Origin of the sequence: Herbaspirillum lusitanum (genome assembly GCF_046025995.1) — a bacterium.
GTDB lineage: Bacteria > Pseudomonadota > Gammaproteobacteria > Burkholderiales > Burkholderiaceae_D > Herbaspirillum > Herbaspirillum lusitanum_A.
The window spans coordinates 292,477-312,542 of the sequence record NZ_JAQQFM010000008.1; the positions used below are offsets into that span (position 1 = coordinate 292,477).

A 20,066-nucleotide genomic window follows, 5' to 3' on the forward strand; every position below is an offset into this window, starting at 1 on the left:
TGCGCACTTCAAGCATATTGAAGCACGTCCGGCGAGAACACCCAGAAGCAGACGCTAAATGCGAAAACCCGCTGCGGACCAACACCGGAGCGGGTTTACACATTGCCGCGCAAAAGAGCGCGACAAAAAATTCTTAGTACATCTTCTTAGGCAGTTGCTGGCTGCGGATGCGCTTGTAGTGGCGCTTCACGGCTGCGGCCAGCTTGCGCTTGCGTTCCGCTGTCGGCTTTTCGTAAAACTCGCGCGCGCGCAACTCGGTCAGCAGACCGGTTTTTTCAATGGTGCGCTTGAAGCGGCGCATTGCAACTTCGAACGGCTCGTTTTCTTTAAGACGAATAGTGGTCATGTAAATTCAAACCAAAAAGGTTAGGTTGGATCAGGAAAGAAAGCGATTTTATCAGACCACAGGCCTTAATGGAAGTCTTGTCGTGGCTTTTTTTCCAAAGACAACCCGAAATCCATTTAAAAATCAAGTATTTGCATACGTCCAGTTCATGCAAGCCCTGAGCATTTTTAAGGCAGTTTCAGGCGTAAAACGCCATGAAGAGAGCAAAAATCAAGTGAAAAACCAGATGCACGAAGCCATTGTTCAGCGCTGCGAAGTCGCCACAGGCCAAGGCGATGCCAACCTGAGGCGGCCGGATGCCCTCGCGCCAACAAATCCTCGCTGTCAGGAATAGGCGGACTCACACGTGAGACTCACCGCTCTCAGCATCAGACCGCCTGCCCCGCCGCCACACCCGAGGCCCAGGCCCACTGGAAGTTGTAACCGCCCAGCCAGCCGGTGACGTCGATTGCTTCGCCGATGAAATGCAGGCCCGGCACGCTGTTGACCATCATGCTCTGCTGCGACAGCTCGCGCGTATCGACGCCGCCCAGCGTGACTTCGGCTTTCTTATAACCTTCCGACCCACTCGGCCTGATGCTCCAGCGGTTGAGCGAATCGCCCAACTGGCGCAAGCCCTTGTCCGGCATGTCGGCAATGCGCGCCGCGCCGTCGAAGCCGTTGAGCTCCAGCCAGCCTTCGACCATGCGGCCCGGCAGCCATTGCGCCAGCAGATTGCTCAGGTTCTTTTTCAGCGTGCCCTTGCCTTCGATCAGTGCTTCGGCGACGTCGACTTCCGGCAGGAAATTGATGCTCAGCGCCCCGCCCGGCCGCCAATAACTGGAAATCTGCAAAATTGCAGGCCCGGACAAGCCGCGATGCGTGAACAGCAAGTCTTCCAGAAAATAGCCGCGTCCTTTCTTGACGCCGGTTTCCACCTCCGCCTGCACGGCAATACCGGCCAGCGCCGAGAGCGCCTGCGAGGCGCCGCCATCGAAAGTCAGCGGCACCAGGCCGGGCTGCGTCTCGACCATCCTGAGACCGAACTGCGTGGCAATACGATAGGCGAAATCAGTCGCCCCGATCTTGGGAATCGACAGCCCGCCGGTGGCAATCACCACACTGGCCGCCAGCACTTCGCCGGCGCCGGTATCGATGCGAAACAGCTCGCCGCTCTTGCCGATGCCATTCACTGCACACGGCATCATCCAGCTGACGCCGCCCTGATCGCACTCGGCCTTGAGCATGGCGATGATGTCTTCGGCCGACTCGTCGCAAAACAACTGGCCCTTGTGCTTCTCATGGAAGCCGATGCGATGGCGCTTGACCAAGGCCACAAAGTCCTGCGGCGTGTAGCGCGACAAGGCGCTTTTGCAGAAATGCGGATTCTGCGACAGATAGTTCTGCGGCGTGGCGCCGACATTGGTGAAATTGCAGCGACCGCCGCCCGAAATGCGGATCTTCTCCGCCAGCCGTGCGGCATGGTCGATCAGCACTACCTTGCGACCGCGCTGGGCGGCGACGGCCGCACACATCATGCCGGCCGCGCCGGCGCCGATCACGGCGACGTCGAATTGCTTGCTCATTATTGTTGACAGCCCGAGGAAATCAAAGGCTTTGCGCCAGCGTCATCAGTACCGATGAGCGCGGCGACAAAGAAAAGAAAAAGGTCCGAGGCGAATCATATCCGCATCGGACCTGGTTTGACACTGAAGGCGTACAAGCGGGCCAGGAATCGCCCGCGCACTACCGTTACTGAAAATAAGGCGGCGGCGCCTCGCCCATCCAGAGTTCTGAAGACAGACGCATCATGTCGTTAAGCGTGCCGCGCTGATCGAACATCTGACGCAACCAGCCGGCATCGCTGACGCGGTCATGCGCCATGCGACGCAGGCGCTGCAGCGTCAGATGCTCGGCCTCGTTCTGCACATACGGAAGCAGCATATCGAGCTGGCGCAACAGATGCTCATAGATCGGCATCTTGCTCGACAGGGCCGGTGTCTCGCCGTGCTGCGCCAGCATGCCATTCAAGCCATAGCGGCTGGCTTCGAAGCGATTGAACTGATACAGCAGATAGAAATCGTCGCCGACCGTGAATGGCCGTTCGGTCAGAATCCAGCGCGCCAGCAATTGCGCATAGGCGCCCAGATGGGCTGCGTGCTCAATGGTCAGCGGGGTGTCGCAGACGCGGATTTCCACGGTGCCGTATTCCGGCTTGGGACGAATATCCCAGTAGAAGTCCTTCATGCTGCCGACGATGCCCATCTGCAGCAACTCGTCGTAATAGGTTTCAAACTCGGCCCACTTGGTATGCACCGGCGCCGTGCCCGACAACGGGAAGGCGCGCACCACGTTGCTGCGCGAAGAATCGAACTTGGTATCGGCGCCCTGATAGAACGGCGACGCCGCCGACAGCGCGATGAAATGCGGCACGTAACGCGAGAAGGCATGCGTCAGATACAGGGCATCGTCACCGTTCGGCACGCCGATGTGAATGTGCTGACCGAACACCGTGAAGGTCTTGGCCAGGTAGCCGTATTTTTCGTGCAGATGATGGAAGCGCTCGCTCGGCGTGATGCGCTGCTCGTTCCAGTGCTGAAAGGGGTGTGCACCGCCGCCGGAGACGTCGATATTCAGATGCTGCGCGCCGCGGTTGAGCGCCGCGCGCAAGCCTTTCAATTCTTCGATCAGCTCGTCCACACGGGTGTGGATGTTGGAGTTGAGCTCGATCATGCCCTGGGTCATTTCCAGCTTGATCTGCTTTTGCAGATCGCGCGGGGTGATCCAGGTCAGCAGATCGACGGCATCGCTGGCGAGATTGTAGTTGCGCCGGTTGACCAGTTGCAGCTCCAGCTCGATGCCCATGGTGAACGGCGTCGATGAAGTAAACGGCAAGACCCCGGCGCTGCTCTGCGGCGTAGCGGTATGTCCGCCCGAATGGCTGACGGTCTGCGCGGAGCCGACGGCGGCATGATTTTCGCCCACGGTCGAAGCTGGATAAGCGGCGTCGCCTTGCGCGGCGTCTGCTCTGTCATTCCGGATAAGTGTGTCGATCATGATTCACGTCCACTTTCACCTGATTTGATTAACGCAAATTGCGTGGCGACCGGGCCCAGCAATTCGAGCACGATCAAGGTTCCCGCCAGCAGCGGCAAGACCGCCGCAGCCGTATGCGGATACAGCGTCGAGAGCGTTTGCATCAGCCCCAGCCCGGCCTCGGTCATGGGCAGCGTGCCCAGTGTCAGCAGCGACGCCTGCTTCCAGTTCATCTTGGCAAAGCGTGCGAACAGAAATACGCCGCAGCCCATCGCGACAAAACGCGCCGCCACCAGAATCAGCACCGAGAAACCGAGCAGACTGAGGTCGGACAATTGCATCGATGCGCCCACGGTGATGAACAGCATCACGATGAAGAGTTCGTTGGCGACACCGAATTCGAGCTCCATCAGATCGTACTGGCGATCCAGATTCTTGGACAGAATCGCAAAGATCAGCATGGTCAGCATGACCGGCAGATGGAAGGCATGCGCCACGCCGATGGCCAGCGAAATCACCGAAATCACCAGCACGAACTGGCCACTGCGCTGACGTCCCAGCAGGCGTGCCAGCGGCATCATCAGCCAGTAAGTCAGATACGCCAGCAGGAAAGCGCCGCCCAGCGAATACAGGGTGTGCTGAATCAAGGTCAGCACCGGCGTGCCGGCTTCATGTGCAATCACCGGCAGCAAGGCGTACGCCGCCAGCACCGCCACGAAATTGTTGAGTGCAGTCATTGCCGCCAGCCGCCGCGTAACCTGGCCTTCGGCCTTGACGTCGCGCAGCACCACCAGCACCACAGCCGGAGCGGTGGCAATCGCCATCACGCCGCCAATCAGCGCCAGCACCGACGAAGTACCGAACCACATCAACGCCAGACTGACGAAACCGAAGCACAGTACGGCGCTGACGCCGACCGTGGCCAGCAGCCATTTTTCGCGCCGCAGCCAGCCTATATCAACATAGCGGCCGAGCTGATAGACCACCAGCGCCATGGCGACATCGGCAAAAATATTAGTGACCTTGAGCACCTCGCCAGACAGCAGATTGAGACCGCCGCTACCGAGAATGAAGCCGACCAGCAAATAGCCGGTGATGCGTGGCACCCAGGGAGATTTTGATACTACGTAGCCCGCGATCAACCCGAACAGCAGCAGGCCGCCGAATACCAGCAAGGCATTCCATTGAAGCGGCTGTGCGAGGGTGAAAGACGGAAGAGCCCACTCCATATCTCCTCCTGTGCAATGTTTTTGAGATTTATTGAGACTGCGCGCACCATGCAGGCGGCACGCAGATTGCGGCAAAAAAAACGGAGGATAGCCACCTCGCCGCAACACCTTTTTTATATTACAACGGAATAATTATTTGCCTTGCTTCAATTTATTTTTATTCCCCGTCAGTTAATTTTTTGAGATTGAGGCTGAGAGTTAAAGTCGGACGTCATTGTTCCCAAAAGCGTCCGTCAGCAGTAATCAGCGCAGACCTGATTTGCTTGTCAGAAAACACCGACATGAGTGCGTCGCGATAGCGCGCCATTTGCGCTGCATAAGGCACACGCTCGCTCTCCAGCAGATTGCGCTTGTAGTCGAGAATCCAGACCTCGTTTTCAAACATGACTACCCTGTCGCAACGCAGCACGCCGGCCGGCGTCACGATTTCCATTTCATTGCGCGCAAACACATGCAAGGCCGGATTGAAAAAACGTTCCAGTTCGGCCTGCGCAAAGATATGCTGCGCCTGCCCGCGAATGATCGCGGCATGCTCCATCGAACAATTGAGCCAGCGCACCAGCACCGGCGCATCAGGAATCTGCAGCGGCCAGCGGCGCGCATAGGTCAGGCGTTCCAGCAAGGCATGCAGCGCGATGCCTTCGTCGATGGCAGCACTGCCGCCGGCAGCCGGCGCATCGTCATCCGGACCGGGGCCAAGCACCGCGTTTTCATCGTCCATTCCGGGCAAGCCGAACAGCGACGGCGGCACCGGTTTGGGGTCGAACAGCGGCATGCTGAATTCAACATCAAGGGCAAGGGCCGCGGCGGCCGTCGACTCCGCGAAATCACCATCGGTGATCTCGCGCACATCGCCCGGCCCAGGCTGGCTGAACAGGCGCTGATACCAGCTGCCGTTCTGCATGCCGCCCTCCAGCGCGCCGCGCGTACCGGCCACGCCGCTGACGATCAGCAATTGCTTGGCGCGGGTCATCGCCACGTACAGCAGATTCCAGTCTTCCTGCTGCTTGAAACCTTCTTCCGCCTCGAACAGATGGGCGCGCGCCTTGCCGCGTTCGCTGCGGCGGCCGAAGGCGGAAAAATGCGTGGGCGCGTCGCTGTCCTGCGGCCAGTCGCACAAGATGCCGACATGGTCGTCGGCCGGATCGCTGTGATTGGCGTCAAGTATCGCCACCACCGGCGCCTCCAGTCCCTTGGCGCTGTGCACCGTGAGAATGCGGACGGCGTCGGCGCCGGCATCAATGCTGGCTTCATTGGGCGCATCGCCGCCGGAACTGCGCTGCAAGACCCGCAGCGCGTCGATGAACTTGGGCAGGCTGGGATAACGGCCTGCATCCAGATTGAGCGAAAGTTCGACAAAAGCTTCGATATTGCCCAGCGTCTGGCTGCGCGTCAGCGGCATGGCGTTTTGCGCGTAACGCGCCACCAGCTGACCCTGATGCAAAATCATGTCGAGCAGATCGTGCACCGGCAGATGCGGCGCCGCCTGCAGCCATTTACGCAACAGATGCACGGCACGCACCAGCTCGGCGGATGCACTGCCCTCTTGCTGCATGCAGCACATGCGCTGCCACCAGTGACTGCCGCTGTCCTCGCTACGGCGCGCCAGCTGAATCAGGTCTTCATCGCCGGCGCCCATGATAGGACTCTTCAGCACATGCGCCAGCGCGCGCGTGTCGTTGGGCGTGATCAGGAAGGTCAGCAGGGCGATCAGATCGGCGATCTCCAATGACTCCAGCAGACCGCCGCGCTTGTCGGATACGAAGGGAATCCCGGCCGCGCGCAGGGCGCTTTCATAGGCGGCCAGGTGAGTGCGTTTTTTCACCAGCAGCATGATGTCGCTCCAGCGCAATGCACGGCTGCGGCCGCCGCCTTCGGCCACGCCGACTTCTGCACGCGCCAGCAGCAAGGCACGCGCCAGCGCTTCGCCTTCCAGCCGGCGACGCGCATCTTCTTCCTCGTCCTTCGGCCTCAGCAGCGGATTGCGCCAGGCCGGTGGGGCATCGGCGATTTGTTCTGCATCCACGACGCCTTCCACAACGGCACTCTGGCCCTCATCTTCGGCCTCCTTCGCCAGCGGCAAGCGCCAGACTTCGCCGCCCTGCAAGCCCAGCGTGGTCTGCGCTGCAAACAGCGGGTTGCCGGTGAAACTGCGATTGAGCACGTCGACGATCACGCTGGCATTACGGCGCGTCTGATTGGCGCGCAAGACCGCAGCGCCCTGCTGCGCCAGCAAGTCGCGCGCGGCGACAAACACGCGTGGCTCGGCACGGCGGAAACGGTAAATCGATTGCTTGGGATCGCCCACCACAAACACGCTGGGCTGCGCCGCATCGTCGCCGTAGGCGCGCAGCCAGGCGCGCACGATGCTCCATTGCAGCGGGTTGGTGTCCTGAAATTCATCCAGCAGAATGTGTCGATAGCGCGCGTCGAGACGGGTCTGCAGATACGCCGCGCTGGCCTCATTGGTCAGCAGGCGATAGGCATGCCATTCCAGATCGGCGAAATCGAACACGCGCTGTTCGGCCTTCACGTCCTGATAGGCCGAGAGATAGGCGCGCCCGACCTTGAACAGCACACGATTGAGCTGCAGCACGGTCTTTTCCTTGCTGCGCTGCTGCAAGTTCTGCAGCTCGGCTGCCGCCGCGGCAAATTCTTCGTCGAACTGCGACTGCGCGACGTCTTCGCTACTGCCGAAATGCTTGACCAGCGCTGCATTCAGATTCTTGGTCTTGCGATTGGCGCGCAGCTTTTCGCTGTCGTCGTAGAACTGATGGGCCAGCGCGGCAAAATTTTCCATCGCGGCGCCATTGCTCAGGGCGGTTTCAATGGCGGTGGCGCGCTTCTGATTTTCCGCCGAACCCTGGCCCAGCAACATCGCCAGGCGCGTGATCAGTTCGCGCAGATGGCTTTCGCTTTGATCCCATAAGGCCAGGCGCGCATCGCGTTGCGCATCGGCGCCGCACAAGGCGGCCAGCCAGCGCAGCGGCGAACTGGCGTCTTGCTCCGCCATCTCTGCATCACTGATATCGGCGTCCGGCTGATCGGCGGCATCGCCGAGCGTCGACGCCCACCATTCGGCGCGCTTGTCGATGAAGGCGTCGAGCAGATTGCGGGCATTGAAATCGCCGGCCAGTTCGTACAGTTCCAGCAAGGCCGATTTCAGCGCTTGCTGCGCCGGCTGACGCAGACTTTGCATGAAGCGGCGATAGGCCTCGTCCAGCAATTCGCCATTCTTTTCGGTCAGCGTATAGCCGTGCGGCACACCGGCTGCCAGCGGCGCGATCTGCAGCAGACGCGCGAACCAGCTGTGGAAGGTGTCGATCGACAAACTCTGTTCGCTCGACAAAATGCGCTCATACATACCGCGCGCCAGCGGCAGCAAACGCGCCATGTCGGGCTCGGCCACGCCGCGCTCGCGCAGCAGGCTGGCGGCGTGTGCGTCGTCGGCCAGCGCCAGTTCGTGCAGCAACTCCATCAGGCGTTCGCGCATTTCCTGCGCAGCCTTGCGCGTGAAGGTGATGGCCAGCAGTTCCGATGCCTGCGCGCCGGCCAGCAACAAGCGCAACATGCGCGCCACCAGCAACCAGGTCTTGCCGCTGCCGGCGCAGGCTTCCACCACCACCGAATGACGCGGATCGCAGGCGGCCCGGGTAAACACTTCAGCCGCCACCGGCTGGCCGTTGACCTCGTAGGCGGCAATCTTGCGTGAGCTGGTGTCATTCATGGATGCAGCTGGATTCATCTTTTCATTCATGCCGCTCACAGCCACGCCCCTTTGCGGCACAGACCGCGCATGTCGCAATACTGGCAAATGCTCTCAATGCCGTTGGCCGGCAGCGGCGCGTCGTGCGCGACCGCTTCCATGGTGACGCCGATCTGCTGTTTCAACACCACCTGACGCTGCGGAAAATCCGGCGCGGCGGCATCCCCGGTCTTGTCCTGCGCCAGCTCCAGCGCAACGTAGTGCGCGTGCGTCATGCGCTGATCGGCCAGCAAGCCGTAAAAAGCCAGCTGATGATCGTCTTCATCCTTGACCTTGAGGCGCAGCGATTGCACGGTGCGCGTCTTGTAGTCGAGCAGCGCCTGTTCTCCGGCGTCGTTGCGATCGACGCGATCGAGGCGACCGTAAAGTTCTATGGCGCCGTCCTGCCACGCCAGAGTGTGCGTCATGGCCTCTTCACCGAAGGCGAAATGCCAGCCGTCGGCCTCGCGCTGATTGGCCCAGACCAGATACGCCGGCATCACCTTTTGCCAGCGTGCGTAGTAGCCGAGCGCAGCCGGATGCTGTGCCAGCGCGCGCTCGAACACCTCGGCGGAAATTTCTGCCAAGGCCGGCCCGCGCTGTGCCGGCGACAATTTTTCGTCGCGATTGCGCTCGTGATAGCGCGTCAGGATTTCGTGCAGCCAACTGCCGTAGTCACGCTTTTCCGGCATGTCCGACAGTTCGTCCAGCACTGCCACGCGCAGCATGCGCGAGGCGAAGAACTGATACGGGCAGGCGATGAAGCTGCCGTAGGCGCTGGCCGACAATCTGGCCGGCAACAAGACGCCCGCGGACGGCGCCGGCATGGCCGACGGCTGCCAGGCCAGCTTGCGCTCCGGCGCCGGCAGATTCAGGACTTTCAGTTCGGGCAGGCCGTATTGCGCCAGCCGCAATTGCAGACGCTCTATCCATGGACTGACCGGATTGGGTTCGCCGTTCTGATGCGTCTGCCAGCTCAGCACCACTTCTTTGTTCACACACAGCAGCTCGGTCAGATCGCGCAATTGCTGGCGCTGACGGCTGGCGCGCGTGGCGAGTCCCAGTTCGCGGCGCACTGCATTCGAAAAGAACAGCGTCTCCTGCGGCGGCGACGGCAGATGCGCAGCATCGGCGCCGATCACCAGCACTGCATCGAAGGAACGCAGACGCGCGCCGTTGAGCGGCAGCATCACCACACGGCGATCGCTGATCGGCGGCATGTAGGAGGTGGCGTCGAGGCGCAGATTGAGCAAGGCGCGCCATTCGGCGAAGCTGAATTCGTCCTCCAGATTGCTGCCCATCTGCTCGGCGGCGATTTCATCCAGCAGCAACAGACTTTGCAGACCGGCGCCGTCTGCGCTCAGCGCGCTGCGCATGTCGAAGGCATCGAACATGTCGCCTTCCGTCTTGCACCACGCCACCAGCGTCTTGCGACCTGAAAATTTGGCAGCCTGCTGCACGATCTGATGGATGCATTCGTATTCGGCCGAGGTCTTTTCGAAGCCGCTCAGCAAGGCCTGCCATTCGCCGGCGATATTCTTGCGACGCAGACGCCATTCGATCTGCATCACCAGATCGTCCTTGCCGGCGCGCGCGGGCAGGAAGAACGGCGACTTCAGCAGATCGAGCAAGGCGCCGGTTTCACCGCGTGCGGCGACCACATCATTCCAGGCCGCGAGCGCGGCGGCGGCGCGGGTGGTGGAAAGCTTCCAGCCGGTTTCATCGGCCACCGCCACCTGCGCGCGTTCCAGCAAGGCGCGCAAGCGGCGTGCGGTGACGCGATCCTGCGCCACGATGGCGATCTCGCTACGGCCCTGCTGCAGCCAGCGCAATACGATCTGCGCGCTTTGCACCGCAACCTGCTCCAGATCGGCGGCCGGGCACAGAAGCGGCAACGGCGTTGCGCGCAGAGCCGCCTGCTCAGCCGCAGTCAGCGCAGTTTTCTGCGGCGCCGCGGCCAGTTCTTCGAACGAGAGCGAATCCGGCGGCGGAAGCGCGTCAGCCGCGTCGCCATCCTCATCCGGCATCTCGATATCAGACTCATCCGGCTGTTGCACCAGCTCTTGCCAGGCGCCGGCATACAAGGGATACATGGGCGTGACGCTCTGGTGGCGCCAGTCAATGCTCAGCGCATACACCGGCTGCCGTTCGGCATAGGCTTCAAGGAAGGCACGATCCAGCGGCTCCGGTTCGGTCGGGCTGATCCACAGCAGCGGCATCTCGGCCTGCGCCGCCAGTTCCAGCATGCGGCCGAAGCGCTGAGCCAACTGGTCGCGCGCATCGAGCTGACCTTTCCAGACTTGCCAGACCAATTGCGCTTCATCCGACAACATGCCGTGCGCCGACGGCGTCAACTCATCCAGCAATTGCGCCAGCGCCTGCTGCCACAATTGGTCGGCGGCATCGGTGGCGCCGGCGTTGGCGCGTATTGCCGGCAACTGCGCCTGGGTCAGCTCATCCGACAGCGACAGCAGCGTCTGCGCCAGCGGCAGCAGATCGGCATTGCGCCGCGCCGAAAACATTTTCTTGAGCCAGCCGTGCTGGCGCAGCTGCGCGTACAGTTGCATCAGCCGTTCGCTTTCCGGCGGTGCGGCATCGGCAAGGGCCGAGGGCGGCAACATCGCCAGCCAACCCGACATGGTATTGATGCGCGGCGCCAGATAAGGACGCTGCAATTGCGCCGTCAACGCCGCCTTGAAATTCTGTGCGTGCGAGAAAGCAGGCACGACCAATTGCACCGACGAAAAATCGCATACCGCTCCGGAGCCCCGCAACGCCTGGCCCAGCGGATGATCGTCCTGCAAGAGAACGCGCACGGCCTGAGGCCAGAAATCAGCGGAGGGCGGAATCAGAATTGTGGCGAGCGGCATGCTGTCTGGTGCGTCCGGTAGGTCGTAATGAATGGAATGAAAATACGGCCGTCGCCGATTGAAAATATCTCTTGCGATGAAAGTTTTTATTTATCGGGAACAGCTGCCGCGATCATCGGCGATGCGCGCCGCCCATGCAATCCCCGCATTGTATGCGAGCGCAGCCGGCACCGGCGGCGCAGCACCGCGCGGGCACCGCATGGGCGATTGACAACAGCCGCCCGGCCGGCAATCACACATTCCCTGAAAATGGGTTATGATTGCCTCCGTACCCCGCCGATTACCTGTGCAGCGCTTCAAAACAACTTGAATTCGCGCACAACGACTCCAACTGAAAAAAGCAACTCCGGAAGCGTTGATGGCCGACAGCCACGCACAATGGTAAATATCCACGGCGCTATTTGACTACTTAGATTCCCCCTCATATCGAGCATTTGCCATGAGCGAAAACATTAAACACATCTCCGACGCGTCATTTGAAGCTGACGTCCTGAAATCCGACAAGCCGGTCCTGGTGGACTTCTGGGCTGAGTGGTGCGGTCCTTGCAAGGCAATCGCCCCTATCCTGGAAGAAGTCGCCAAGGAATACGAAGGCAAGCTGCAGATCGCCAAGCTGGACGTTGACTCCAACCAGGCCATTCCTGCAAAGTTCGGCATCCGCGGTATTCCGACGCTGATCCTGTTCAAGAACGGCGTTGCCGCTGCGCAGAAGGTCGGCGCGCTGGCCAAGGGTCAGCTGACTTCGTTCATCGACAGCAATATCTAAGAGTTTCAAAACGGCGGTGCGCCCGCGCCGCCGTTTCAGCTTGTAGCCCCCGGTAACCCCCTGCCTGCAAGCACGTTCTTTTATTGACACACACCACGCAACTCCCTCCCCCACCTTATATATTTCCCATCCCGGGACACTCATATGCATTTATCAGAATTAAAGGCGTTACACGTCTCCGCTTTGCTTGAAATGGCAATCGGCCTGGACATCGATAACGCTGCGCGCTTGCGCAAACAGGAATTGATGTTCGCGATCCTCAAGAAACGCGCGAAATCCGGAGAACAGATTTTTGGCGATGGCGCCCTCGAAGTGTTGCCTGACGGCTTTGGCTTCCTGCGCTCGCCCGACGCCAGCTACATGGCGTCCACCGACGACATTTACATTTCGCCCTCGCAAATCCGCCGCTTCAATCTGCACACGGGCGACTCCATCGAAGGCGAAGTGCGCACCCCCAAGGATGGCGAGCGCTACTTTGCACTGGTCAAGGTCGACAAGGTCAACGGCGAAGCGCCGGAAGCCTCCAAGCACCGCATCCTGTTTGAAAACCTCACACCACTGCATCCGAACAAGATCATGCAGCTGGAACGCGAAATGCGCGGCGAGGAAAACATCACCGGCCGCATCATCGATCTGATCGCCCCGATTGGCCGCGGTCAGCGCGGTCTGCTGGTGGCGTCGCCGAAGTCCGGCAAATCGGTCATGCTGCAACACATTGCGCATGCGATCACCACCAACCATCCCGACACCGTGATGATCGTGCTGCTGATCGACGAACGTCCGGAAGAAGTGACCGAAATGCAGCGTTCGGTGCGCGGCGAAGTCGTGGCATCGACCTTCGACGAACCGGCCACGCGTCACGTGCAGGTCGCCGAAATGGTGCTGGAAAAAGCCAAGCGCCTGGTCGAAATGAAGAAGGATGTGGTCATCCTGCTGGACTCGATCACCCGTCTGGCGCGCGCCTACAATACCGTGATCCCTGCCTCCGGCAAGGTCCTGACCGGTGGTGTCGACGCCAATGCGCTGCAACGTCCGAAGCGTTTCTTCGGCGCGGCGCGTAACGTCGAAGAAGGCGGTTCGCTGACCATCATCGCCACCGCGCTGATCGAAACCGGCAGCCGCATGGATGACGTGATCTACGAAGAATTCAAGGGCACCGGCAACATGGAAGTGCATCTGGAACGCCGCCTCGCCGAGAAGCGCGTCTATCCGGCGATCAACCTCAGCAAGTCCGGCACCCGCCGCGAAGAATTGCTGATCAAGCCGGATCAGTTGCAAAAGATCTGGGTGCTGCGCAAGCTGATGTACGACATGGACGAAATCGAAGCAATGGAATTCATCCTCGACAAGATGAAGGCGACCAAGACCAACAACGAATTCTTCGACATGATGCGTCGTTGAAACCGATCCTGCAGTCGAGCAACGGTCCGCTCCGGAGCAATCAGGAAGACACCTCGAAAACCGGCGCCGCGTGCGCCGGTTTTTTATGGCGTGCATAAACGGCACGGCATTGCAGGCACGACAACAAAAAGATTTCCTTCCGGATATTTTTTGCATATCCGGCCCCGGCAGCCACGAATTCCGTATGAATCAGACCACGCCAGCCCTGCCGCAGAGTCTGCCGGCACCCGTTTGGTTTGACGCAAGCCACTGATTCCACTGTATAATCTCGGGTTTTTCACCCCGCGCAAGTGATCGACAATCGGGTCAAGAAGCAAGACGACCGACGAAGTGACGATTGGCTACCATTAATTTTTAGAGGCACACATGAAAGCTGGCATCCATCCTGATTACCGCGAAGTTCTGTTCCACGACGTTTCGAACGACTTCAAGTTCATCACCCGCTCGACCATCGGTACCCGCGAAACAGGCGACTTCGAAGGCAAGCAATACCCACTGGTGAAGATCGAAGTTTCGTCGGAATCGCACCCGTTCTACACCGGCAAGCACAAGATCGTCGACACCGCTGGCCGCGTTGAAAAATTCCGCCAGAAGTTCGGCGCAGTCGGTTCCAAGACCCAAGTGTCGAAGGGCTAATCGAAAGATCCTTGCGCGAATTCATTTCGCCGGATTATTCGGTTCATCAAAAAAGGCAGCCCAGGCTGCCTTTTTTGTTCCTCTCCAGCTTTAAAGCATCACCGATACGAGCTGAGTTGGAACAGCCTCGCAAAGTACGTTGTCAATCGGCGATCGGTAGCATCTCTGAAACAACTTTTAACAGGGTTTTGCTGCACAATAGCGGCTGCATGAAATTCGCGGCGCCGGCACCCCTCAGACAGCAAGCAACAAGCCGATGCTACGGCGCTCCGGCCAGAAAACCTGAGACAGGCCATGCACCACAGCACCACCAGCGATGGAGACGCTACCCGAAAGGCCGCCTCAAGCATCTGATGCTCACCATGCATCGCGCGCATCTGCGCTTCAAAAGCGCTGCCGCATGCCTTGATCGGCCAGACTGCATCGCATGACGCATGCCGGCGCGACCGCCAGTGCACGCGCTTATATCCATCTACACCTGCAGAACAAGAGCAATAACATCGTGATGAAGCCAGTTAGACTCCCTGCCGCCGCTACCAACCTGCTCCCGCGCTGGGGTCTGCTGGCGCTCGCCCTGCTGTACATCCTGCCCGGCCTGATCGGGCGCGATCCGTGGAAGAACGAAGATGCCACCAGCTTCGGCATCATGTGGACCATGGCGCACGGCACGCTGCTGGACTGGCTCACGCCCAACGTCGCCGGCCTCGCGCTGCCGGCGGAAAGTCCGCTGGCTTACTGGTTCGGCGCCATCTGCATCAAGCTGTTCGGCTGGCTGCTGGGCGATCCTCTGGCGGCGCGCGTATCGACCATAGGCTGCTTCCTGGTGGCCTCGCTGTCGATCTGGTACGCCACCTATCTGCTGGGTCGCCGCAGCGGCGCACAGCCGCTGAAACTGGCCTTCGGCGGCCAGCCTGAACCCAAGGACTTCGGCCGCACGCTGGCCGACGGCGCCTTCCTGATTTATCTCGGCTTCCTCGGCCTGCTGCTGCACAGCCACGAAACCAGCCCCAAGACCCTGCAGATCGCGCTGGTGGCGTATGCCATCTACGCCTCGGTGCGCGTGTTCGACCAATTGAAACTGCGCCATGCCTGCCGCCTCGGACTGGCGCTGGGCTTGCTGGTGCTGACCTATGGCTGGCTGCTGCCGGTCGGCATTCTGATCGGTCTGCTGGCGCTGGCCTTGCTGCGCCAGGAAATGGTGCCGCTGCGTCTGATTCTGCTGGTCTCGCTGCCGCTGGCGATTCTGCCGGTGCTGGCATGGGTGATTGCACTGCGCACCCTGCTGCCGGATGAAGCCGCCGATCAGGTCGGCATCTGGATGAGCTGGAACATCTATCAGCTCAACTGGCCGACGTTGAACGCGCTCAAGTTCTTCCTCAAATACGGCGTCTGGTTTGCCTGGCCGGCGTGGCCGTTTGCGGGCTGGGCGATCTATGCCTGGCGCCGGCAGCCGCGCTCGCTGCATATCGCGCTGCCGCTGGCCTTCTTCATTCCGCTGACCTTGCTGGTGCTGCTCAATGTGCACAGCGAAGAAGGCATGCTGCTGCCGCTGTTGCCGGCGCTGGCGATTCTGGCAGCCTTCGGCCTGCCGACCATGAAGCGCGGCGCCATCAACGCGGTGGACTGGTTCTCGGTGATGACGCTGACCACCAGCGCCGCCTTCATCTGGGTCGGCTGGATTGCCAAGGAAACCGGCTGGCCGGCGCAGATCGCCAGGAATGCCTACAAGCTGGCGCCCGGCTTCAAACCCGGCTTCGAAGCGATCTCGCTGATCATCGCGGCGCTGACCACCATAGGCTGGATCATGCTGGTCCACTGGCGCATTTCGCGCCGCCCTTCGGTGCTGTGGCGTGCAGTGGTGCTGTCCTCCGGCGGAGTGATCCTCTGCTGGGTATTGCTGATGACGCTGTGGCTGCCCTGGGCCAACTACGGCAAGAGCTATGCCGGCGTGGCGCGTCAGATCGAAGCCAAACTGCCGTCCGCAAGCGAATGCGTGCAAAGCAATGTGGGCACGGCGCAGCGCGCGTCCTTTGCCTATTTCGGCAACGTGCGCTTTGCCGACGAACGCGGCCAGCGCTGCGATTATCTGCTGCTGCAGGATGACATCAGCAATGAAGATGCAGCGCCGATGCTGCGTCAGTATCCCGGCAGCTGGCGCGTGATCTGGGAGGGCCGTCGCCCATCCGACCGCGACGAGCGTTTCCGCCTGTATCGCCGCAACGGCGGTTGATCAGAGCGATTTTTCCTTGAGCCAGAACCAGCCATCCGCGCCGCCGGCAAACCATCCCGGCGGCGCCCTCCCTCATTCGCACACCCGCCGTATCGCATCGCTGGCGTGGCCGCTGCTGATCGGCCAGTTGGCCCTGATCGCCAACGGCGTGATCGATACCGCCATGGTGTCGCATTTCTCGGCCATGGACCTGGCGGCGCTGGCGCTGGGCGTATCCATCTACGTCAGCGTGTTTGTCGGCCTGTCCGGCGTGCTGCAAGCCTTGCAACCGACCATCGGACAACTCTATGGCGCGCGCCAGCTGCACGCGATCGGCAATGAAGTGAAACAAGGCCTGTGGCTGGCGCTGCTGCTGAGCATGATCGGCTGCGTGGTGCTGGCGTTTTCACCGCTGTTTCTGACTTTTGCGCACGCCTCGCCCGAGCTCGCAGAAAAGGCCACGCTGTATCTGCGCATTGAGGCGCTGGCCTTGCCGGCCACCTTGGGATTCCGCGTCTATGCCTCGCTCAATACGGCGCTGTCGCGACCAAAGATGGTGATGGCGATCCAAGTCACCGGTCTGTTTCTGAAGGTCCCGCTGAACGGCCTGCTGATTTTCGGCGGCCTCGGCTTGCCGGCATTCGGCGGCCCCGGTTGCGCCATCGCCACCACCGTGATCGCCTGGCTGATGCTGGGCGTGGCCTGGCTGCTGGTGGCGAAGATGCCGCTGTATCGCGAACTGAAGATTTTCGGGGGCGGCTTCGTGCGTCCGTCGTGGCGTGCGCAACGCAATCTGCTCAAGCTCGGCGTGCCGATCGGGCTCAGCTATTTTATCGAGGTCACCGCCTTCACTCTGATGGCGATTTTCATTGCGCGTCTCGGTGCGATTCCGGTGGCCGGCCATCAGATCACGGCCAACGTCGGCACCGTGCTGTACATGCTGCCGCTGTCGATTGCCAGCGCTACCAGCACCTTGGTGGCGCAAGCCATCGGCGCCAGCGAATGGCGTAATGCGAAAAAAATCGGCTATGCCGGCATCCGCCTGTCGATGGGTCTGTCGGTGCTGATCGGCATCGTCGTCTGGTTCATGCGCGAACACATCATCCGCGCCTACACCCCGGACCCGGTGATCATCGCCGCCGCACTGCCGCTGTTCCTGTTCATCGCCTTCTACCAGTTGTTCGACTCGCTGCAGGTGACGACCGCCTTCGTGCTGCGTGCCTACAAATCGGCCGTGATTCCGACCGTCATCTACGCGGTTACCTTATGGGGGGTGGGATTGGGCGGCGGCTATCTGCTCGGCTTCGACAGCTTCGGCCTGACGCCGGCCTGGCTGCAAGGCGCGCCGGGATTCTGGATGGCCAACAGCGCCAGCCTCGGCCTGGTCGGCGCCGGCCTGATGCTGTATCTGCGTCATGTGCAAAGACGCGCGGCGCGGCGCGCAGCCGCTGATAGCTGACACCGCAGACTTAATGCAAGCGTGAAGCCTGCTGCGGCGCTGCGCTATACAGGCAGTCATCGAATACGTCTGCCAGCAAGGGCGCCGCCACCGGACGTCCCAGCAAAAAACCCTGCACCTGATCGCAGTTCAGACTTTGCAATTCCTGCAATTGGTGTTCGGTCTCCACTCCTTCCGCCACCACTTCCATTCCGAGCGCATGCGCCAGAGCGATGATGGCGGAGACGATGGCACGCCCCGAATGATCGCTGAGTTCCAGTCGGGAAGTGAAGAAGCGATCGATCTTGATTTGCCGGCAATGAAACTGCGCCAGATAGGCCAGACTGGAATAGCCGGTGCCGAAATCATCGATGGCGATGTCGAAGCCCAGCGCCTGCAGATCGTTGATGATGCGGGTGCTGCGTTCCACGTTCTTCATGGCCGCCGTTTCGGTGATCTCGAACATCAGCCGCTGCGGTGAAATGCGCGCCTCGCCGACTACCCGCACGATGCTGTCGACCAGGTCCGGCCGCATCTGCAGCGGCGAAAGATTCAGCGCCACCTTGACCGGTTTGCCGCCGGCCTCATCCCAACGCTTGATCTGCGCGCACACCTCGCGCAATACCCAGTCGCCAATGGCGATGATCTGCCCCGAGCGTTCCGCAATCGGAATGAATTCTACCGGGCTCATGTCGCCCAGCTCGGGATGCTTCCAGCGCAGCAAGGCCTCAACCCCGGTCAGCTCACGCTCGCCGGAAGCTGCGGCCGCAGCATTCGTACCTCCACTCGTTCCGCCATTCACCCCACCATTCAGACCGCCATGAATGCCGCGATATTTGGGCTGGAAATGCAAAGAGAATTGCTGCTTCTCCAGCGCCTCCTGCAAGGCCTGGCGCACGGTCAGATGACGCATGGCGCTGGCGTGCATGGCGGGCTCGAAAAAGCGATAGGTATTGCGCCCGCTCTGCTTGGCTTCGTACATAGCGGCGTCGGCATTTTTCATCAGCGCATCGACCGATTCGCCACTGTTCGGAAACACCGAAATACCGATGCTGGAGGTCACGCGCAAGGTCGATTCCTCCACCTGAAAATCATGGCGCAAGGCTGCCAGAATATTCTCCGCCAGTTGCTCCACCACCTCCGGCGAAGACAGATTGCTCATCACCACCACGAACTCGTCGCCGCCGATGCGCGCCACCATATCCTCGCCGCGGATGCAAGCGCGGATGCGCTGCGCCACTGCCACCAGCAAGCCGTCACCCACGGAATGTCCGAGCGAATCATTGATGCCCTTGAAGCCGTCCAGGTCCATGAACAACACCGAGAAGGTCTTGCCGCTGCGCCGCGATACCTGGATCGCATGCAGAATGCGTTCGCTCAGCAGCGCGCGATTGGGCAAGCCGGTCAGCACGTCATGGGTGGCAAAATGCAGCAGCTTGTCGTTGGTGCGGCCGACGATTTTCTTCAGCGTGCGATTGCGATGCGCGCCGCTGAATACGAGTGCCGCCGCCATCATCAGAAAGGCACCGAAAACAATACCGTTGAGCAGATGATCGCGACTGATGGCGTGCGCCGCGCGACTGATGCCTTCCATTGGGAACGCACTCGCCGACACGCCGAGACAATTGCACGCAATCAGTGCCGCACCGACCAGCAATGCCGCAACGATGCGCCGTATCTGCTGCGCATGCAGCGAACTGATGGCAGCCGCCTTGCGCAGGTTGGTGGCGGAGAAAAGGAAGATGCCGAAAATCGCAGCGCCTTCGGTCGCCAGCAAGGCAAACAGCAGCAAAGCCTGGTTGTAACGGATGGCCGGCGCCAGTTGCATGGAGGCCAGACTGATGTGGAAAATGGCATTCAGCGCGGCGCCTATCATCAGCCCGCCGATCAGCAGACGGCCGCGCCCCGCGCGGCGCAAGGCGGACAGATGCAGCAGATAAAACGCACTGCCTGTCGACAGCAGCAGCGCCAGCATCATCAGGCGTCCGTCGAAACCGAGCTTGCCTGCCAGCGGCAGGCGCAAGGCCGCCAGCGTGGTATAGCTGGCAGCCCAGATGCCGAGTCCGAACACCACGCCGCCCAGCGCCAGCCACATGCGCCGGTATTGCGCCTCCTGCGCCGCCACCCGCTCGGAAATTTCCAGCGCGGCATAGCAGGCAAGGCTGGTCACCAGCAATGCAAAACAGAGGAGAAGGAAATTGTAGGAACCCGCCATCGCGTCGCAACCCATCTCACATCAATGCGCGTCAAACAAACGATCAAGCTGTGATGAGCAAACCGGCTTGCACACAGCTGACGCGTACAGGATCCGTCAGCGATTCCGGCGCACCGGCCCTGGCCCATATCAGGAATCGGGAAAATGAGGTGATGCGTTTCGGAGATCCGAGAGAACCTGGCTATGCGAAACGCAA

General features: G+C 60.9%; 13 protein-coding genes. 6 read left to right on the top strand and 7 right to left on the bottom strand.

Annotated features, from left to right (window positions below; all coding sequences use genetic code 11):
- Nucleotides 1–133: 133 nt before the first annotated feature.
- A complete protein-coding gene (rpsU, locus tag PQR62_RS19300) occupies nucleotides 134–346 on the bottom strand; it encodes a 30S ribosomal protein S21 (RefSeq protein ID WP_005877634.1) in 213 nt (70 codons plus the stop codon).
- 82 nt (nucleotides 347–428) lie between these two features.
- Between rpsU and PQR62_RS19305 the strand changes: the two genes are divergently transcribed.
- The gene (locus PQR62_RS19305) at nucleotides 429–680 is read left to right on the top strand and encodes a hypothetical protein (protein WP_408159632.1); all 252 of its coding nucleotides are present in this window, start codon (nucleotides 429–431) and stop codon (nucleotides 678–680) included.
- Nucleotides 681–714: 34 nt separating this feature from the next.
- Here the strand turns inward: PQR62_RS19305 and PQR62_RS19310 are convergent, their stop codons facing one another.
- From PQR62_RS19310 to PQR62_RS19330, 5 genes are all read right to left on the bottom strand, one after another.
- Nucleotides 715–1,911 carry a BaiN/RdsA family NAD(P)/FAD-dependent oxidoreductase gene (locus tag PQR62_RS19310; RefSeq protein WP_408159633.1) on the bottom strand — a complete coding sequence of 399 codons (1,197 nt, stop codon included), beginning with the start codon at nucleotides 1,909–1,911 and terminating at the stop codon, nucleotides 715–717.
- A 166-nt stretch (nucleotides 1,912–2,077) separates the two neighbouring features.
- On the bottom strand, nucleotides 2,078–3,190 hold the full coding sequence (locus PQR62_RS19315; protein WP_408159707.1) for a YbdK family carboxylate-amine ligase: 1,113 nt from the start codon (nucleotides 3,188–3,190) through the stop codon (nucleotides 2,078–2,080).
- 188 nt (nucleotides 3,191–3,378) lie between these two features.
- Nucleotides 3,379–4,590: a cation:proton antiporter gene (locus tag PQR62_RS19320; protein ID WP_408159634.1), complete on the bottom strand. Its 1,212-nt coding sequence runs from the start codon at nucleotides 4,588–4,590 to the stop codon at nucleotides 3,379–3,381.
- A 211-nt stretch (nucleotides 4,591–4,801) separates the two neighbouring features.
- On the bottom strand, nucleotides 4,802–8,335 hold the full coding sequence (locus PQR62_RS19325; RefSeq protein WP_408159635.1) for a UvrD-helicase domain-containing protein: 3,534 nt from the start codon (nucleotides 8,333–8,335) through the stop codon (nucleotides 4,802–4,804).
- Nucleotides 8,336–8,352: 17 nt separating this feature from the next.
- Nucleotides 8,353–11,205 carry a PD-(D/E)XK nuclease family protein gene (locus tag PQR62_RS19330; RefSeq protein ID WP_408159636.1) on the bottom strand — a complete coding sequence of 951 codons (2,853 nt, stop codon included), beginning with the start codon at nucleotides 11,203–11,205 and terminating at the stop codon, nucleotides 8,353–8,355.
- Between the two features lie 439 nt (nucleotides 11,206–11,644).
- Between PQR62_RS19330 and trxA the strand changes: the two genes are divergently transcribed.
- The 5 genes from trxA (at nucleotide 11,645) to PQR62_RS19355 (ending at nucleotide 17,676) form a co-directional block, all read left to right on the top strand.
- Nucleotides 11,645–11,971, top strand: a complete 327-nt coding sequence (trxA, locus tag PQR62_RS19335) for a thioredoxin TrxA (protein ID WP_408159637.1) — start codon at nucleotides 11,645–11,647, stop codon at nucleotides 11,969–11,971.
- A 144-nt stretch (nucleotides 11,972–12,115) separates the two neighbouring features.
- Nucleotides 12,116–13,372, top strand: coding sequence for a transcription termination factor Rho (gene rho, locus PQR62_RS19340; RefSeq protein ID WP_408159638.1), 1,257 nt, complete (start codon nucleotides 12,116–12,118; stop codon nucleotides 13,370–13,372).
- 366 nt (nucleotides 13,373–13,738) lie between these two features.
- Nucleotides 13,739–14,008, top strand: coding sequence for a type B 50S ribosomal protein L31 (locus PQR62_RS19345; RefSeq protein ID WP_408159639.1), 270 nt, complete (start codon nucleotides 13,739–13,741; stop codon nucleotides 14,006–14,008).
- Between the two features lie 505 nt (nucleotides 14,009–14,513).
- Nucleotides 14,514–16,238 (top strand): ArnT family glycosyltransferase, encoded by a 1,725-nt coding sequence (locus tag PQR62_RS19350; protein ID WP_408159708.1) that lies wholly within the window; start codon nucleotides 14,514–14,516, stop codon nucleotides 16,236–16,238.
- Between the two features lie 91 nt (nucleotides 16,239–16,329).
- The gene (locus PQR62_RS19355; RefSeq protein WP_408159709.1) at nucleotides 16,330–17,676 is read left to right on the top strand and encodes an MATE family efflux transporter; all 1,347 of its coding nucleotides are present in this window, start codon (nucleotides 16,330–16,332) and stop codon (nucleotides 17,674–17,676) included.
- A 10-nt stretch (nucleotides 17,677–17,686) separates the two neighbouring features.
- Here the strand turns inward: PQR62_RS19355 and PQR62_RS19360 are convergent, their stop codons facing one another.
- Nucleotides 17,687–19,870 (bottom strand): putative bifunctional diguanylate cyclase/phosphodiesterase, encoded by a 2,184-nt coding sequence (locus PQR62_RS19360; protein WP_408159640.1) that lies wholly within the window; start codon nucleotides 19,868–19,870, stop codon nucleotides 17,687–17,689.
- Between the last annotated feature and the right edge of the window lie 196 nt (nucleotides 19,871–20,066).

Excerpts from the sequence above, each read along its gene's own strand:
- PQR62_RS19350 (WP_408159708.1), top strand. The coding sequence starts at position 14,514 with ATGAAGCCAGTTAGACTCCCTGCCGCCGCTACCAACCTGCTCCCGCGC.
- PQR62_RS19325 (WP_408159635.1), bottom strand. The coding sequence starts at position 8,335 with ATGAATCCAGCTGCATCCATGAATGACACCAGCTCACGCAAGATTGCC.
- PQR62_RS19360 (WP_408159640.1), bottom strand. The coding sequence starts at position 19,870 with ATGGCGGGTTCCTACAATTTCCTTCTCCTCTGTTTTGCATTGCTGGTG.
- PQR62_RS19310 (WP_408159633.1), bottom strand. The coding sequence starts at position 1,911 with ATGAGCAAGCAATTCGACGTCGCCGTGATCGGCGCCGGCGCGGCCGGC.
- trxA (WP_408159637.1), top strand. The coding sequence starts at position 11,645 with ATGAGCGAAAACATTAAACACATCTCCGACGCGTCATTTGAAGCTGAC.
- PQR62_RS19330 (WP_408159636.1), bottom strand. The coding sequence starts at position 11,205 with ATGCCGCTCGCCACAATTCTGATTCCGCCCTCCGCTGATTTCTGGCCT.
- PQR62_RS19315 (WP_408159707.1), bottom strand. The coding sequence starts at position 3,190 with ATGGGCATCGAGCTGGAGCTGCAACTGGTCAACCGGCGCAACTACAAT.
- PQR62_RS19345 (WP_408159639.1), top strand. The coding sequence starts at position 13,739 with ATGAAAGCTGGCATCCATCCTGATTACCGCGAAGTTCTGTTCCACGAC.
- rpsU (WP_005877634.1), bottom strand. The coding sequence starts at position 346 with ATGACCACTATTCGTCTTAAAGAAAACGAGCCGTTCGAAGTTGCAATG.
- rho (WP_408159638.1), top strand. The coding sequence starts at position 12,116 with ATGCATTTATCAGAATTAAAGGCGTTACACGTCTCCGCTTTGCTTGAA.
- PQR62_RS19320 (WP_408159634.1), bottom strand. The coding sequence starts at position 4,590 with ATGGAGTGGGCTCTTCCGTCTTTCACCCTCGCACAGCCGCTTCAATGG.